Origin of the sequence: Solirubrobacter soli DSM 22325, assembly GCF_000423665.1 — a bacterium.
GTDB classification, from domain to species: Bacteria; Actinomycetota; Thermoleophilia; order Solirubrobacterales; family Solirubrobacteraceae; genus Solirubrobacter; species Solirubrobacter soli.
Genome location: NZ_AUIK01000009.1, coordinates 449204 through 463796, shown reverse-complemented (window position 1 = coordinate 463796; position 14593 = coordinate 449204). Strand labels below are relative to the sequence as shown.

Here is a 14593-nt window from a genome sequence, read left to right as displayed (position 1 = left end):
GCGAGCTCGAGAACGACGACCTCGACAAGCACGTCGAGGAGAGCCTCATGGTCACGACCATGGAGAAGGCCGCCAACTGGGCTCGCGGCAACGCCTTCATGCCCGCCACGTTCGGCCTCGCCTGCTGCGCGCTGGAGATGATGGGCGCGGTCAACGCCCGCATGGACATCGCGCGCTTCGGCTTCGAGGCCTTCCGCGCCAGCCCGCGCCAGGCCGACCTGATGATCATCTCGGGCCGGATCTCGATCAAGATGGCCCCGGTCGTGCGCCGCGTGTACGACCAGATGCTCGAGCCCAAGTGGGCGATCGCGATGGGCGCCTGCAGCTCGTCGATGGGCGTCTTCAACAACTACGCGATCGTCCCGGCCGACAAGTTCCTCCCGGTCGACATCCACATCCCGGGCTGCCCGCCGCGCCCCGAGGCGCTCGTGTACGGGATCCTGAAGCTGCGCTCGATGGTCCTGGCCAAGCCGGACCTCGGCTGGCGCTCGCGCTACGGCGGCCGCGGCACCGAGGAGTTCGACCCGAAGGTGCTCCGGGAGAGCATCGAGGCCCTCAACGTCGCGAACGTCGCACTGCCGACCGGCCGAGGGAGCGATCCCGGTGCCTGATGCCACCGGGCTCGAGCTGATCGCCCACGAACTGCGCGAGAAGGACGCGGACGCCGTCCTGAACACGGAGTTCTTCCGCGACAAGGCCGCGCTGACCGTCGCGCCGTCCTCGATCCGCGAGGTGCTCGCGCACCTGCGCGCGAAGGGCTTCAACTTCCTCGCCTCGGTCCACGGCGTCGACTACTTCCCGGAAGAGCCGCGCCTCGGCGTCCAGTACGAACTGCTGGACATGCACGAGGTCGACCGCATGACGGTCAAGCTGCGCGTGTCCACGGAGCACCCGCACGTCCCGACGGTCATGCACGACTGGCCGACCGCGGACCATCAGGAGCGCGAGATCTTCGACATGTTCGGCGTGATCTTCGACGGCCACCCCGACATGCGCCGCATCCTGATGCCCGAGGACTACGTCGGCCATCCGCAGCGGCGCGACTTCCCGCTCGGCGGCGAACCGATCCTCTTCACGCACAACGAGACGACCACGCCGTCCTGGTGGGAGCGCGATGAGTGACGTGACGTCCAAGCCGGCCCCGTCGGCGATCCCCGGCCTGACCTATCGCGAGATGGAGCAGAGCGTCGAGCTCTCGCACCTCGAGCACCCCGAGCACGACGAGCTGCTGACGCTCAACCTCGGTCCGCACCATCCCGCGACGCACGGCGTGCTGCGCGTGATCACGACGCTCGAGGGCGAGGTCGTGCGCGACGTCAAGCCGATCATCGGCTACGTCCACACGGGCATCGAGAAGAACTGCGAGGACAAGGCCTACTGGAAGGTCATCCCGCTCGTCGAGCGGATGGACTACCTGTCCTACTACTTCAACGCGCTCGCCTACTGCGGCGCGGTCGAGACCCTGTTGGACCTCGAGGTCCCCAAGCGCGCCCAGTACCTGCGCGTGATCCACCTCGAGCTCAACCGGATCGCCTCGCACCTGCTGTGGCTGGCGACCGGCGGCCTGGACCTCGGCGCGATGTCGGTGTTCTGGTACGGCTGGCGCGAGCGCGACCTGATCCTGGACTGCTTCGAGATGTCGTCCGGCCAGCGCATGCACCCGCGCTACTTCCAGGTCGGCGGCGTGGCGGAGGACATCCCCGCCGGCTTCGAGGCCAAGGTCCGCGCGTTCACGGCGCAGTTCCCGAAGCGCATCGATCAGATGGAGAATCTGATCAACTCGAACCAGATCGTCCTCGAGCGCATGCGCGGCGTCGGCGCCGTCGACGCGGACACGCTCCTGCAGTACGGCGTCACCGGCCCACTGCTGCGCGCGGCCGGCAACCCGTGGGACCTGCGCAAGGCGCACCCCTACTCCTCCTACGAGGACTTCGACTTCAAGATCCCGGTCGGCACCGTCGGCGATCACTACGACCGCTACCGCGTCCGCATGGCCGAGATGCGCGAGTCGACGAGGATCATCGACCAGGCGCTCGACGGGCTGCCCGAAGGCGACTACATCACCAACGACCGCAAGTACGCGCTGCCGCCGCGGCACGAGCTGGCGACGTCGATGGAGGCGCTGATCCACCACTTCAAGCTGGTGACCGAGGGCTTCCGCGTGCCGCCGGGCGAGGCGTACTACCCGGTCGAGTCCCCGCGCGGCGAGCTCGCCTGCTTCGTGCGCTCCGACGGCTCCTCCAAGCCCGCCCGCGTGCACATGCGCGACCCCTCCTTCGTGAACCTGCAGGCGCTGCCGGCGATGGTGCAGGACACCTACATCGCCGACCTGATCGTCGCGCTCGCGATGCTCGACCCGATCCTCGGAGGGATCGACCGGTAATGGCCATCGATCCGAGCCAGGTCAAGCGCTACGCCCACGGTTCCCGCGTTCCCGGCTGGGACTCCTCCGTCGATCTGACGAAGGACCCGGCGGTCGTGCCGGATCCCGCGACGACGTACGTGCCGGACCACATCCGGACGGCGATCGAGGATCTGATGTCCAAGTACCCGGACATCCGCTCCGCCGCGATCCCGGCGATGAAGATCGTCCAGGCCGAGCACGGCTGGCTGTCGCCGACGGCGATGGAGCAGGCCGCGTGCGTGATGCGCCTGACGCCCGCATACATGGTCTCCGTCGCGAGCTTCTACGACATGTTCGAGCTCGCGCCGAAGGGGCAGACCGACGTCTACGTGTGCACGAACATCTCGTGCTCGCTGCTCGGCGCGGACGAGATCTACGCCCACACCAAGGACGTCCTCGGCGGCGATCCGGACTTCAACGTGCGCGCGTTCGAGTGCCTCGGCGCGTGCGAGATCGCCCCGATGGCCTCGGTGGACAACGTCTACGTCGGCCCCCTCGAGAAGGCTGACATCGAGCGCCTGCGCGACGACGTCAAGGCCGGTCGCGAGGTCCTCGAGGACAAGCAGCTCGCCCGCCGCAAGGCCGCCTCAAAACACTGGAACCGATGATCGCGAACATCGACACCACTCTCTTCAAGGACATCGACGAGCCTGGTCTGAACACGCTCGACGTCTACGCCAAGCGCGGCGGCTACGAGATGCTCAAGAAGGCGCTCAAGATGGAGCCGGGCGCCGTCCTGGACGAGATGCTCGCCTCCGGCGTGCGCGGGCGCGGTGGCGCCGGCTTCGCGATGGGCCGCAAGATGTCCTTCATCCCCAAGGGGACGATGGACAAGTACCTCGTCTGCAACGCCGACGAGTCCGAGCCCGGGACCTTCAAGGACCGCGAGCTGATGCAGAAGAACCCGCATCTGCTCATCGAGGGAATCATCATCGGCGCCTACTGCATCGGCGCCTCGAAGGCCTTCATCTTCATCCGCGGCGAGTACAACTACGTCGCCGACATCCTCGACGCCGCCGTCGCCGAGGCCAAGGCCAAGGGGTACCTCGGGGAGAAGATCCTCGGCTCGGACCACACGTGCGACCTCGTCGTGCACCGTGGCGCCGGCGCGTACATCTGCGGCGAGGAGACCGCGCTGCTGGACTCGCTGGAGGGCAAGCGCGGCAACCCGCGCCTGAAGCCGCCGTTCCCGGCCGTCCAGGGTCTCTACCAGGGTCCGACGCTGATCAACAACGTCGAGACGCTGATGAACGTCCCGATCATCCTCAACATGGGTGGCGCCGAGTACGCCAAGATCGGCACCGAGACGTCGACCGGCACGAAGCTGATCTCGATCTCCGGGCAGATCAAGTACCCGGGCAACTACGAGATCGTCCTCGGCACCAAGACCCGCGACATCCTCTACGACCTCGCGGGCGGACCACTGGACGGTCGCACCTTCAAGGCCTGGTTCCCGGGCGGGTCGAGCTCGCCGGTGCTGCCGCTGACCGACGAGGTCCTCGACCTCCCCTACGACTTCGACTCGCTCGCCAAGGCCGGCTCGATGCTCGGCTCGGGCGCGATCATCGTCTTCGACGACTCGACCTCGATCGTCGACGTCGCCTACAAGACCGCGCACTTCTATCGCCATGAGTCCTGCGGCAAGTGCTCGCCGTGCCGCGAGGGCACCAACTGGACCGAGAAGATGCTCGTGCGCATCAAGAACGGCGACGCGACGCCCATGGACCTGGACATCATGGCCTCGGTCTGCGAGCAGATCATGGGCAACTGCCTGTGCGTGCTCGGCGACGCGATGGCGATGCCCGTCGGCTCCATGATCAAGCACTTCCGGCCCGAGTTCGAGGCCTACATCGAGGCCAAGCGCGAGGAGAACGGCTTCGGCGCGGCGATCCCGCAGGTCAACCGCGGCGCCGGTTCCGGCCCGCAGCCGATGCTCGCGCCGATCGAGGCCGCCGCCTGATGCCGCGCCCCGAGGTCAAGACGATCACCTTCACGCTCGACGGGCGTGAGGTCCAGGCGCCGGAAGGCGTGATGCTGGTCGACGGCGCCAAGAACGGCGACGTCGAGATCCCGGTCTTCTGTTACGACCCCAAGCTCGGCCAGCCCGTCGGCGCCTGCCGCATGTGCCTGGTCGAGATCGAGGGCATCCCGAAGCTGCAGACGGCGTGCTCGACGCCGGTGCGCGACGGCATGGTCGTCCACACGCAGACGCAGCGCGTCCATGACGCGCAGCGCGCGGTGGTCGAGTTCCTGCTGATCAACCACCCGCTCGACTGCCCGGTCTGCGACAAGGGCGGCGAGTGCCCGCTGCAGGACATCACCTACGGGTGGGGTCCCGGGACGAGCCGCTTCATCGAGCCCAAGCGCCACTTCAAGAAGCCGCTCGAGCTCTCGCCGCTGATCGCGATCGACCGCGAGCGCTGCATCCTCTGCTACCGCTGCGTGCGCTACTCGCAGGAGATCTCCGAGGACTACCAGCTGATCCTGCATCAGCGCGGCGCCGCGGCGTACGTGGGGACGTTCGACGGCCACCCGTACGTCGCCCCGTTCAGCGGCAACATCATCGAGCTCTGCCCGGTGGGTGCGTTGACGAGCCGCGCGTATCGCTTCCGCGCGCGCCCGTGGGACATCGAGGGCGCGGGCACCGTCTGCGCCGGCTGCCCCGCGCAGTGCAACGTCGAGCTGACCGTCCGCGACGACCGCGTCCTGCGCGTGCTCGGCCGCGACCACGCCGAGGTCGACGACGGCTGGCTGTGCGACAAGGGCCGCTTCAGCTACCAGGCCGTGCACTCCGACGAGCGGATCACCACGCCGATGGTCCGCGAGGGCGCCGAGCTGCTGCCCGCCAGCTGGGACAAGGCGATCGCCGCCGCCGCTTCGGCCCTCAAGAAGGCCGGCGACCGCGCCAGCGCGCTGGCCGGCGGGACGACCACCAACGAGGAGGCCTTCCTCCTCCAGCAGCTGCTGCGCGACGACCTCGGCTCCTCGCACATGAGCGCCCGCACCGGCGCCGAGCAGCCGCTCGACGTGCTGCGCGCGCTGGCCGACCCGAAGCTGCAGGCGAGCGTGCCGGACCTCGAGTTCGCGCACACGGTGCTGCTGGTCGACTGCGACCCGATCGACGAGGCGCCCGTGTGGGACCTGCGCATCCGCAAGGGCGTGCGCCGCCACGGCACCAAGGTCGTCACCGCCTCCGCGCGCCCGACGGCGCTTGACCCGGTCGCCTCGGCCACGCTGCGCTTCGCGCCCGGCGGCGGCGAGGGCTTCCTCGTCGCGCTCGACGCCGCGCTCTCCGGCGACGCCGGCAACCTCGGCGGCGCGGCCAGCTCGGCCGGCACCAACGCCACCGCGGTCCGCGAGTTCGCCGACGCCCTGAAGGCGGCGGGCGAAGAGGTCGTGATCGTCTACGGCGAGCGGGCTCTGCACGGGAACGGCGGCCGCGCGCTGCTGAACGTCGCCGCGCGCCTGAACCTGGCGGGCATCGCGAACGCCGGCCTGCTGTCGCTGCCGGGCTCGCCCAACGGCCGTGGCATCCGCGAGGCGGGCTTCGCCCCCGGCCACGGCCCGGGCTACGCCTCGATCGCCGCTCCCGGCCACGACGCGATCGGCATCGCCGAGGGCCTCGCGAGCACCGAGCTGCACACGATCTGGCTGCACCACGTCGACCCGCTGCGCAGCTACCCGGACCGTGCTCTGTGGGAGCGCGCGCTCGGCACCGCGCAGACGGTGATCGCCGTCGAGTCGCAGCTGACCGACACGGTCCGCGAGTTCGCCGACGTCGTCTTCCCCGCCGAGGCGTACCCCGAGAAGGAGGGCACGCTCGTGCATCCGGACGGGCGCGTGCAGCGGCTGCGGCCCGCGATCGGGCGTCCCCGCGCCGCCAACGGCACGCCCGCTTCCGGCGTGCGCCCGCTCTGGCAGGTCATCACCGACATCGCCCGCACGCTCGGCCACCCGACCGGTGACTTCCGCACCGGCGCGCAGGTCTCGCGACGCCTCTTCGAGGTCGTCCCGTTCTACGCGGGGTTGACGCTCGAGGCGATCGGCGGCCGCGGTGTGCGCTGGGTCGAGCAGGACGAGTTCGTCTCGCCGTCGTGGGAGACCACGGCGCTTGAGATCCCGCAGGCGGCGCCCGCCGCCGCCGACGGCAAGCTGCGGCTCGGCACCTACCGCCCGCTATGGGCGGCCAAGGAGGTCGACCTCTCGCCGATCCTGCAGTTCATCCGCGCCCGCCAGATCGCCGAGCTCTCGCCGGTCGACGCCGCGGCGCTCGGGATCAACGAGGGCGATCAGGTCGAGGTCGGGAACGGCGCCCGCGTGCGCGCGAACGTCAAGCTGCGCGACGCGGTCCCCGCCGGCAGCGTCTTCCTGGCCGAGGGCACCGCGGAGAACAACTCCAACGTGCTCACGCACGGCCTCGTCGAGATCCACCGCATCGGGCCGGGGTCGCTGGACCCCAGCGCCGTCGCCGCGCAGATCCAGCCGGCCGTCGAGGGCCTCGCCGAGGCGCGCGCTTCCGCCCCGCTCCCGATCCCGCCGAGGGAAGTCACATGAGTCGACTGTATGCCGAGGTCGGCTTCTACGAGCCGTGGTGGATGCAGATCCTGAAGGCGATCGCGATCTTCTTCGTCGTCTTCAACCTGGTCCCGCTCGCGCTGCTCGCCGACCGCAAGGTGCTGGGTCGCTTCCAGCACCGCTACGGCCCCAACCGCGTCGGCCCGTTCGGCCTGCTGCAGGCGATCGCCGACATCGGCAAGCTCGTCTTCAAGGCGCAGTTCCGCCCGACGGACTCGCAGGGCTGGCTGTTCGCGATCGCCCCGGTGATCTCGATGATGACCGCCGCGGCGACGATCGCGATCATCCCGTTCTCGGACGTCGTCGACATCTTCGGCACGCCGACCGGCCTGTACGGCGTCGACCCGTCGATCGGCATCCTCTTCGCCTTCGCGTTCGGCGGCATCGCCTTCTACGGCCTGATGCTCGGCGGCTGGGCGTCCGGCTCGAAGTACTCCTTCCTGGGCTCGATGCGCGCCGCGGCGCAGCTGATCTCCTACGAGGTCGCCCAGGGCCTCTCGATCGTCGGCCTGATCATGATGGTCGGCTCCCTGTCGATGACGGACATCGTCCACTGGCAGGAGAACCACTTCTGGATGGTCGGGCCGCAGCTCGTCGGCTTCCTGATCTTCCTCGTCGCCGCGTTCGCCGAGACCAACCGCCCGCCGTTCGACCTCCCCGAGGCCGACGCCGAGCTGGTCGGCGGCTACAACACGGAGTACGGCGGCGGCCGCTTCGCCGCGTTCTTCGCGGCGGAGTACCTGAACATGGTCGTCATCTCCGGGATCATGGTCACGCTCTTCTTCGGCGGCTGGGACATCCCGATCTGGGACCAGCCCAACTGGATCGAGCCGATCGTCGTGATCGTGAAGATGTGCGTCTTCGTCTTCTTCTTCATCTGGATCCGCGCAACGCTCCCGCGCCTGCGCTACGACCAGCTCATGTCGTTCGGCTGGAAGATCCTGCTTCCGCTGGCGACGCTCAACGCTCTTGTGACCGCGATCCTCGTGGTGGTGCTCGACTGATGCCTTACGACCCCGGTGAAGTCGTCGAAGTGATCCGTGCGCCGCGTGACAACGCGGCAGCGGGGACCTATCGCGCCTTTGCAGCCACCCTCAAGGGCCTGAAGATGACCTTCGGGCGGATGGTCGAGGGCCCCGAGACCATCAGCTACCCGGAGGAGAAGACGCCGGTCTACCCGCGGTTCCGCGGGCGGCACAAGCTCCACCGCTTCGAGGACAGCGGGCTGGAGAAGTGCGTCGGCTGCTCGCTGTGCGCGGCGGCGTGCCCCGCGGACTGCATCCGTGTCGTGGCGGCCGAGAACACGCCGGACAACCGCGTCAGCGCCGGTGAGCGCTACGCCGCGGTCTACGAGATCAACCTCTCGCGCTGCATCTTCTGCGGCTACTGCGAGATCGCGTGCCCGTTCGACGCGATCACCATGGGCCACGACTACGAGATGGCGGACTACAACCGGTCCGACCTCATCTTCACCAAGGAGATGCTGCTCGCCGAGCCGCTGGAGCGCACACCGTTGCGGATGGAGAACGAGTAAAGGCAATGCAGCCCCTCCACCCCACCCCGATCATCCGACCTTAATGTCCGAGGTCTTCTTCTTCATCGCCGCGATCGGCGCGGTGGCCGGTGCCGCAGGCACCGTCATGTTGCGCGACGCGTTCTACAGCGTCCTCGCGCTCGTCTGCCACCTGATCTTCCTGGCGATGCTCTTCCTGCTGCTGCGCGCGGAGTTCGTCGCCGCGGCGCAGGTGATCGTCTACGCGGGCGCCGTGATGGTGCTCTACGTCTTCGTCGTCGGTTATGTCGGCGGCATGCAGGCCGGCCTGGTCGGACCGACCGGCCGCACCTTGCGGATCGTGTCGGTGCTGTTCGCGCTCGCGCTCTTCGTCGAGCTGTCGATCGCGCTGATCGGCTCGGGCGTCAGCGCTCTGGACACCGAGGGCGCGGCCTACAAGGCGCCGTTCGGCGAGCCCTCCGAGGTCGGCAAGCAGTTCCTGACCAACTACCTGGTCGCGTTCGAGGTCGCCTCGCTGCTGCTGCTGATCGCCGCGGTCGGCGCCGTGATCCTGGCCCGCCGCCGTTCCGGCCTGGCGGACGCCCGCGAGATCTCGGTCGCCGAGTTCGCCCGCGGCGAGGTCACCAAGGGCGACGACGGACCGCCCGAGCTGGTCGCGACCGCGATCGGGTCCGGAGGGCCGCCGCCCAAATGAGGACCCCGGCAACCGTTTTGCGAGGCACCATCCGTCCGGTTTCGGGGACCCCCGAGGCGGAGGTTCTGGCATGAGCCTCACCTGGTACTTGATCGTGTCGGCGCTGATCTTCTGCATCGGCGCCGGCGGCGTGCTCACGCGCCGCAACCCGCTTGTGATCCTGCTCTGCCTCGAGCTGATGCTGAACGCCGCGAACCTGGCGCTGGTCGCCTTCTCGCGCGCGCACGGCGACATGGGTGGACAGATCTTCGCGCTGATGGTGATGGTCGTCGCCGCCTGTGAGGTCGCTGTCGGCCTCGGCCTGGTCGTGGCCATCTACCGCCGGCGCCTGCCGATCGACGTCGATGAACTTCGGGAGTTGCAAGGGTGAGCATCACCACCTTCGGCTGGCTCGTCCTGATCTTCCCGCTCGCCGGGGCGACGCTGATCGGGCTGACCTTCAAGGCGCTCCCCTCGCGGGTGCACGGCGCGATCGGCATCCTCGCGATCTTCCTCGCCTTCCTCAGCGCCGTGATCGTGCTGATCAAGCTGGGTGACCGGTCCGAGGAGCAGAAGCAGGTCGTCTCGGTCGCGTGGGACTACGCGAAGACGGTCGGCATCGACGCGCAGCTGTCGATCCTGATCGACCCGCTGTCGGTCCTGATGATCCTCGTGGTCTCCGGCGTCTCGACGCTGATCCACGTGTACTCGTTCGCCTACATGGGCGGCGACCGCGGCTACTCGCGCTTCTTCGCCTACCTGAACTTCTTCGTCTTCAGCATGCTGCTGCTCGTCCTGGCGGGCAACTTCTTCATCCTGATCGTCGGCTGGGCGTTCGTCGGCGCCGCCTCGTACATGCTGATCTCGTTCTGGTACCGCCGCACGACGGCGACCACGGCCGGCATCAAGGCGTTCGTGATCAACGTGCTCGGCGACGTCGGGCTCGTGCTCGGCACGTACTTCATCTTCAAGGGCACGCACACGCTCGACTTCCTGAAGACCTTCGCGGAGGTCGACGGCGGCGTGTTCACGACGAACCAGCCGGAACTGGTGGCCGGGTGCATCCTCCTGCTGGTCGGCGCGTTCGCCAAGTCCGCGCAGGTCCCGCTGCACACCTGGCTCCCGGACGCGATGGAGGGCCCGACCCCGGTCTCCGCCCTGATCCACGCGGCGACGATGGTCACCGCCGGCGTCTACCTGATCGCGCGCCTGCACCCGCTCTTCGAGCACGCCCCGGACGCTGCCGCGGTCGGCGCGATCATCGGCTGCGTCACGCTCCTGATCGCCGCGACGATCGGCCTCGTGGTCACCGATCTCAAGCGCGTCATCGCGTACTCGACGATGTCGCAGATCGGCTACATGATCATGGCCGTCTCCTCGGCCGCGTACGCCGCGGGCATGTTCCACCTGATGACGCACGCGTTCTTCAAGGCGCTGCTCTTCATGGCGGCCGGCTCGGTCATCTCCGCGATGGGCGGCAACCAGGACCTCGACCGCATGGGCGGCTTCCGCAAGGTGATGCCGTTCACCTACGGGTGCATGCTCATCGGCGGGCTCGCGCTCTCGGGCGTCCCACCCTTCTCAGGCTTCTGGTCCAAGGACGAGATCATCGCGCTCGAGTTCGATCGCGCCGGCTGGCACACCGCGCTCGGCGTGGCCGGCTACATCGGCGCGTTCCTGACCGCGATCTACACGTTCCGGATGATCTTCCGCGCCTTCCACGGCGAGCAGTGCCCGGAGGCCGAGGAGCTCTCGCACGGCCACCTCTACCACGCGCCCGAGCCGACGAACCCGGCGACCGGCGAGGTCGAGGACACCGACATCGGCTTCCCCGGCCCGGAGCACCACATCGCCGAGCGCGCGCCCGGGATGAAGATCGCCATGGGCTGTCTCGCGGTGCTGGCGATCGTCGGCGGCTTCCTGCAGATCCCGGGCGTGACGTCCGAGCTGCACCACTTCCTCGAGCCGACGTTCCACGACTCCTCGCTCTACGCGGGGCTCGAGCCGAGCACCGGGGCCGAGTGGACCGGGCTGGCCATCGGCGCGATCATCGGGCTCGCCGGCATCGGCATCGCCTGGCGGATCTACGGCCACGGCGGCAACGCCGCGGCGATCCAGGCCCGCTTCAAGGGGCTGCACAAGTTCTTCGTCAACAAGTGGTACTTCGACGAGGTCATCGATTTCCTGATCGTGCGGCCCGTCGCCTGGCTCGGCCGCTTCGCCAACAGCACCATCGAGCGCGTGTTCGTCAACGGCGCGCTCGTCGGCGGCTCCTCGGGCGCCGTGCGCGCCCTCTCCGCCGCGGTGCGCGGCCTCCAGACGGGCTATCTGCGCTATTACGCCGCGCTGCTACTGGTCGGCCTGACCGGCCTGAGCGCCTACTTCCTCATCTCCGCATGATCCATCTGACCATCCTTGTCTTCTTCCCCGCCGTCTGCGGGCTGTTGGCCGCGTTCAACCCGCGGATCATCGGCCTGATCGCGACGCTCATCCCGCTCGTCTACGCGGTGATGATGGTCGCCGACTTCGATACCGCCGGCGGCCTCCAGCACGTCACCGACGATGCCTGGATCAAGGATCTCGGCATCCGCTACAAGCTCGGCGTCGACGGCTTGAACCTGTGGCTGATCCTGCTGACCACGGTGATCGCGTTCGCCTGCGCGGTCTGGCTGGCGGTGCGGCCGGTCGAGGAGCGCGGGGGGCTGTTCACCTTCCACATGCTGCTCGGCGAGACGGCTGTGCTGGGCGCGTTCGTCGCGCAGGACCTGGCGCTGTTCGTCCTCTTCTTCGACCTGATGCTGGTGCCCTTCTACTTCCTGGTCGGGCAGTGGGGCGGGCCGGACCGCGTCGCGGCGGCGCTGAAGATGGTCATCTACACGCTCGTCGGCTCGCTGCTGATGCTCGCGGGCGCGGTGGCGACGGCGGTGCTGTCGAACCCGGGTGGGCGGATCTCGTTCGTGCTCTCGGATCTCGCCGCGAACCCGCTGCCGGAGTCCACGCAGAAGTGGATCTTCATCACCTTCGCGCTCGCGTTCCTGATCAAGATGCCGTCCTTCCCGTTCCACGGCTGGATGCCGGACGCCTATCGCGCGATGCCGCTGCCGGCGCTGGCGTTCTTCTCGGGCGTCGTCTCCAAGGTCGCGGCCTACGGGTTCCTGCGCCTGGTGCTGCCGCTGTTCCCGGCCGCCACCGAGGACTTCCACACGATCCTGCTGATCCTCGCCGTGGTCTCGATCCTCTACGGCTCGATCCAGGCGTTCACGCAGACCAACGCGCGCCTGATCCTCGGTTACTCGTCGGTCGCGCAGCTCGGCTTCATCACGCTCGGCATCTTCGCCATCGACGCGGCCGGCCAGGGCGCGCAGGGCGCGCTGCTGCAGTCGGTCAACCACGGGCTCGTGGTCGCGCCGCTGTTCTTCATCGTCGCGCTGCTCGCCGAGCGCGCCGAGGGCTCGGAGGACATCCGCGACTACGGCGGGGTCGCGTTCCGCGCGCCGGTCCTGGCGGCGCTGTTCCTGATCGCCGCGCTCGCGACGCTCGCGATGCCCGGCTCGGCGAACTTCGCGGGCGAGTTCCTGATCCTGCTCGGCGTCTTCAACTCGATCCAGGCGATCGCGATCATCGCCTCGGTCGGCGTGGTGCTCGCCTCCGTCTACGCGCTGCGCATGTACATCCGCTCGATGCACAACCGCGTCGGGCCGAAGGTCCAGAGCTTCGAAATCTCCCTCCGCGACGCGCTCGTGCTGGTTCCGCTGGTGCTCGCGATCCTCGCGTTCGCGGTCTACCCGCAGCTCGCGCTGAACGCGGGTGAGGAGGCCATCAAGACGACAGTGCAGGCGGTGGCGCAGCGATGACGGGTCTGATCGCCCAGGCGACCGTGAAAGGTCCGCACATCAACTGGGAGGCGCTGTCTCCCCTGATCGCGCTGACGGCCGGCCTGTGCGTCGTGCTGCTGGTCGGGCTCGCGCGCTCGTCGTTCATCCGGCGCCAGGTGGTGCCGGTGCTGACGCTCGTCGCGCTCGGCGTGACCGCCGGGCTCTGCGTCTGGCAGTGGGACGTGAACGAGAAGATCGTCGCCGACGCGCTGGTGATCGACAATCTGTCGCTCGCGCTGACGTTCATCTTCCTGTCGGGCGGGATCGCGGCCGTCTTCCTGGCGTGGCGCTCGGTCGCCGCCGCCGAGGCGGGCGAGGGCGAGTTCTTCGCCCTGCTGCTCACCTCGATCCTCGGCATGGTCGTGCTGGTCGCGGCCAATGACCTGGTCGTCCTGTTCATCGGCTTCGAGCTGCTGTCGATCCCGCTGTACGTGTTGTGCGCGACGCACATGCGCCGCGAGCAGTCCCTGGAGTCCGGCCTGAAGTACCTGATCATCGGGTCCGTCGGCTCCGCCACGCTCCTCTACGGCCTGGCGCTCCTGTACGGCGCAGCGGGCGGGACGAACTACGCCGACGTCGCCGCCGCGGGCGCCGACATGGCCGACGACGTGCTGTTCCTGACGGGCGTCGCGCTGGTCATGGCCGGGCTCGCGTTCAAGGCCTCGATCGCGCCGTTCCATCAGTGGACGCCCGACGTCTACGAGGGCGCGCCGACCCCGGTCACCGGCTTCATGGCCGTCGCCACCAAGGCCGCCGCGTTCGGCGTGCTGCTGCGGCTCTTCGACGTCGCGCTGATCAACGCCGCGACGACCTGGGCGCCCGCGTTCGCGACGCTCGCCGTCATCACGATCATCGTCGGCAACGTGGGCGCGATCGGGCAGTCCTCGCTCAAGCGCCTCCTCGCCTACTCCTCGGTGGCGCAGGCGGGCTACATGCTCGCCGGCGTGGTCGTCACGACCCAGCTCGGCATCTCGGCGGTCATCTTCTACCTCGCGATCTACGTCGTCATGAACCTGTCGGCGTTCGCGGTGATCACCGCCCGCGAGCGCGAGACCGGCCTCGGCGACGACATCTCCACCCTGTACGGCTTGGGCGCCGACCGCCCGCTGCTGGCGTGGCCGATGACGATCGCGATGCTGGCGCTGGCCGGCTTCCCCGCGACCGCCGGCTTCTTCGGCAAGCTCTACCTGATCAACGCGGCCGTCGACAACGGCTACGCCTGGCTCGGCATCGTCATCGTGCTCGGCTCGGCCGTCTCGCTGGCGTACTACCTGCGGGTCGTCGCCGCCGTCTGGATGCGCTCGCCCGCCGAGGCGCCCGCTCCGCTGGTCCGCGCCCAGCCGGTGATCGCGGGCGGCTCCACGGAGGCCGACGCCGAGGCGCGCGCCGAGGGCCGTGAGCCCGGCGCCGCCCTGACCCGCACGCTGCGCCAGCCCGAGGTCATCTTCGTCGCGCTGGTGTGCGCGGTCGTCACGGTCGCCCTCGGCATCTACCCCGAGCCGCTCCTCAACGTCGCCAAGGACGCCGGCGACGCGATCACCTCGCTGCTGTAG

Annotated in this window: 13 protein-coding genes; all 13 read left to right on the top strand. The window is 68.8% G+C overall.

Going from position 1 to position 14593, the window contains the following annotated elements; all coding sequences use genetic code 11:
• Positions 1-47: 47 nt before the first annotated feature.
• The 13 genes from G569_RS46890 to G569_RS46865 all read left to right on the top strand — a co-directional run bounded on the left by G569_RS46890 (position 48) and on the right by G569_RS46865 (position 14593).
• Complete coding sequence (locus G569_RS46890; RefSeq protein WP_503473921.1) at positions 48-611, top strand: NADH-quinone oxidoreductase subunit B; 564 nt, start codon at positions 48-50, stop codon at positions 609-611.
• The gene (locus G569_RS0109285; RefSeq protein ID WP_028063212.1) at positions 604-1122 is read left to right on the top strand and encodes an NADH-quinone oxidoreductase subunit C; all 519 of its coding nucleotides are present in this window, start codon (positions 604-606) and stop codon (positions 1120-1122) included. The genes G569_RS46890 and G569_RS0109285 overlap by 8 nt, the downstream gene beginning before the upstream one ends.
• A complete protein-coding gene (locus G569_RS0109280) occupies positions 1115-2383 on the top strand; it encodes an NADH-quinone oxidoreductase subunit D (RefSeq protein WP_245602455.1) in 1269 nt (422 codons plus the stop codon). Before G569_RS0109285 ends, G569_RS0109280 begins: the two co-directional genes overlap by 8 nt.
• The gene (locus tag G569_RS0109275; protein ID WP_028063210.1) at positions 2383-3012 is read left to right on the top strand and encodes an NADH-quinone oxidoreductase subunit NuoE family protein; all 630 of its coding nucleotides are present in this window, start codon (positions 2383-2385) and stop codon (positions 3010-3012) included. The genes G569_RS0109280 and G569_RS0109275 overlap by 1 nt, the downstream gene beginning before the upstream one ends.
• Entirely contained in the window at positions 3009-4364 is a 1356-nt protein-coding gene (gene nuoF / locus G569_RS46885) for an NADH-quinone oxidoreductase subunit NuoF (RefSeq protein ID WP_053226089.1), read from the top strand. The genes G569_RS0109275 and nuoF overlap by 4 nt, the downstream gene beginning before the upstream one ends.
• Complete coding sequence (nuoG, locus tag G569_RS46880) at positions 4364-6958, top strand: NADH-quinone oxidoreductase subunit NuoG (RefSeq protein ID WP_064750293.1); 2595 nt, start codon at positions 4364-4366, stop codon at positions 6956-6958. Before nuoF ends, nuoG begins: the two co-directional genes overlap by 1 nt.
• Positions 6955-7983, top strand: a complete 1029-nt coding sequence (nuoH, locus tag G569_RS0109260) for an NADH-quinone oxidoreductase subunit NuoH (protein WP_028063209.1) — start codon at positions 6955-6957, stop codon at positions 7981-7983. Before nuoG ends, nuoH begins: the two co-directional genes overlap by 4 nt.
• A complete protein-coding gene (nuoI, locus tag G569_RS46875; RefSeq protein ID WP_028063208.1) occupies positions 7983-8513 on the top strand; it encodes an NADH-quinone oxidoreductase subunit NuoI in 531 nt (176 codons plus the stop codon). The genes nuoH and nuoI overlap by 1 nt, the downstream gene beginning before the upstream one ends.
• 43 nt (positions 8514-8556) lie before the next feature.
• Positions 8557-9186: an NADH-quinone oxidoreductase subunit J family protein gene (locus G569_RS0109250; RefSeq protein WP_028063207.1), complete on the top strand. Its 630-nt coding sequence runs from the start codon at positions 8557-8559 to the stop codon at positions 9184-9186.
• Positions 9187-9256: 70 nt separating this feature from the next.
• A complete protein-coding gene (nuoK, locus tag G569_RS0109245; RefSeq protein WP_028063206.1) occupies positions 9257-9556 on the top strand; it encodes an NADH-quinone oxidoreductase subunit NuoK in 300 nt (99 codons plus the stop codon).
• The gene (nuoL, locus tag G569_RS0109240; RefSeq protein WP_028063205.1) at positions 9553-11565 is read left to right on the top strand and encodes an NADH-quinone oxidoreductase subunit L; all 2013 of its coding nucleotides are present in this window, start codon (positions 9553-9555) and stop codon (positions 11563-11565) included. Before nuoK ends, nuoL begins: the two co-directional genes overlap by 4 nt.
• Positions 11562-13019: a complex I subunit 4 family protein gene (locus G569_RS46870; protein WP_037495687.1), complete on the top strand. Its 1458-nt coding sequence runs from the start codon at positions 11562-11564 to the stop codon at positions 13017-13019. The genes nuoL and G569_RS46870 overlap by 4 nt, the downstream gene beginning before the upstream one ends.
• Positions 13016-14593 (top strand): NADH-quinone oxidoreductase subunit N, encoded by a 1578-nt coding sequence (locus tag G569_RS46865; protein ID WP_053226088.1) that lies wholly within the window; start codon positions 13016-13018, stop codon positions 14591-14593. Before G569_RS46870 ends, G569_RS46865 begins: the two co-directional genes overlap by 4 nt.

What these genes read in the sequence shown, in the direction of transcription:
- G569_RS46890 (WP_503473921.1), top strand. Translation starts at nt 48, where the DNA reads ATGGTCACGACCATGGAGAAGGCCGCCAACTGGGCTCGCGGCAACGCC.
- G569_RS0109280 (WP_245602455.1), top strand. Translation starts at nt 1,115, where the DNA reads ATGAGTGACGTGACGTCCAAGCCGGCCCCGTCGGCGATCCCCGGCCTG.
- G569_RS0109275 (WP_028063210.1), top strand. Translation starts at nt 2,383, where the DNA reads ATGGCCATCGATCCGAGCCAGGTCAAGCGCTACGCCCACGGTTCCCGC.
- nuoF (WP_053226089.1), top strand. Translation starts at nt 3,009, where the DNA reads ATGATCGCGAACATCGACACCACTCTCTTCAAGGACATCGACGAGCCT.
- nuoG (WP_064750293.1), top strand. Translation starts at nt 4,364, where the DNA reads ATGCCGCGCCCCGAGGTCAAGACGATCACCTTCACGCTCGACGGGCGT.
- nuoH (WP_028063209.1), top strand. Translation starts at nt 6,955, where the DNA reads ATGAGTCGACTGTATGCCGAGGTCGGCTTCTACGAGCCGTGGTGGATG.
- nuoI (WP_028063208.1), top strand. Translation starts at nt 7,983, where the DNA reads ATGCCTTACGACCCCGGTGAAGTCGTCGAAGTGATCCGTGCGCCGCGT.
- G569_RS0109250 (WP_028063207.1), top strand. Translation starts at nt 8,557, where the DNA reads ATGTCCGAGGTCTTCTTCTTCATCGCCGCGATCGGCGCGGTGGCCGGT.
- nuoK (WP_028063206.1), top strand. Translation starts at nt 9,257, where the DNA reads ATGAGCCTCACCTGGTACTTGATCGTGTCGGCGCTGATCTTCTGCATC.
- G569_RS46870 (WP_037495687.1), top strand. Translation starts at nt 11,562, where the DNA reads ATGATCCATCTGACCATCCTTGTCTTCTTCCCCGCCGTCTGCGGGCTG.
- G569_RS46865 (WP_053226088.1), top strand. Translation starts at nt 13,016, where the DNA reads ATGACGGGTCTGATCGCCCAGGCGACCGTGAAAGGTCCGCACATCAAC.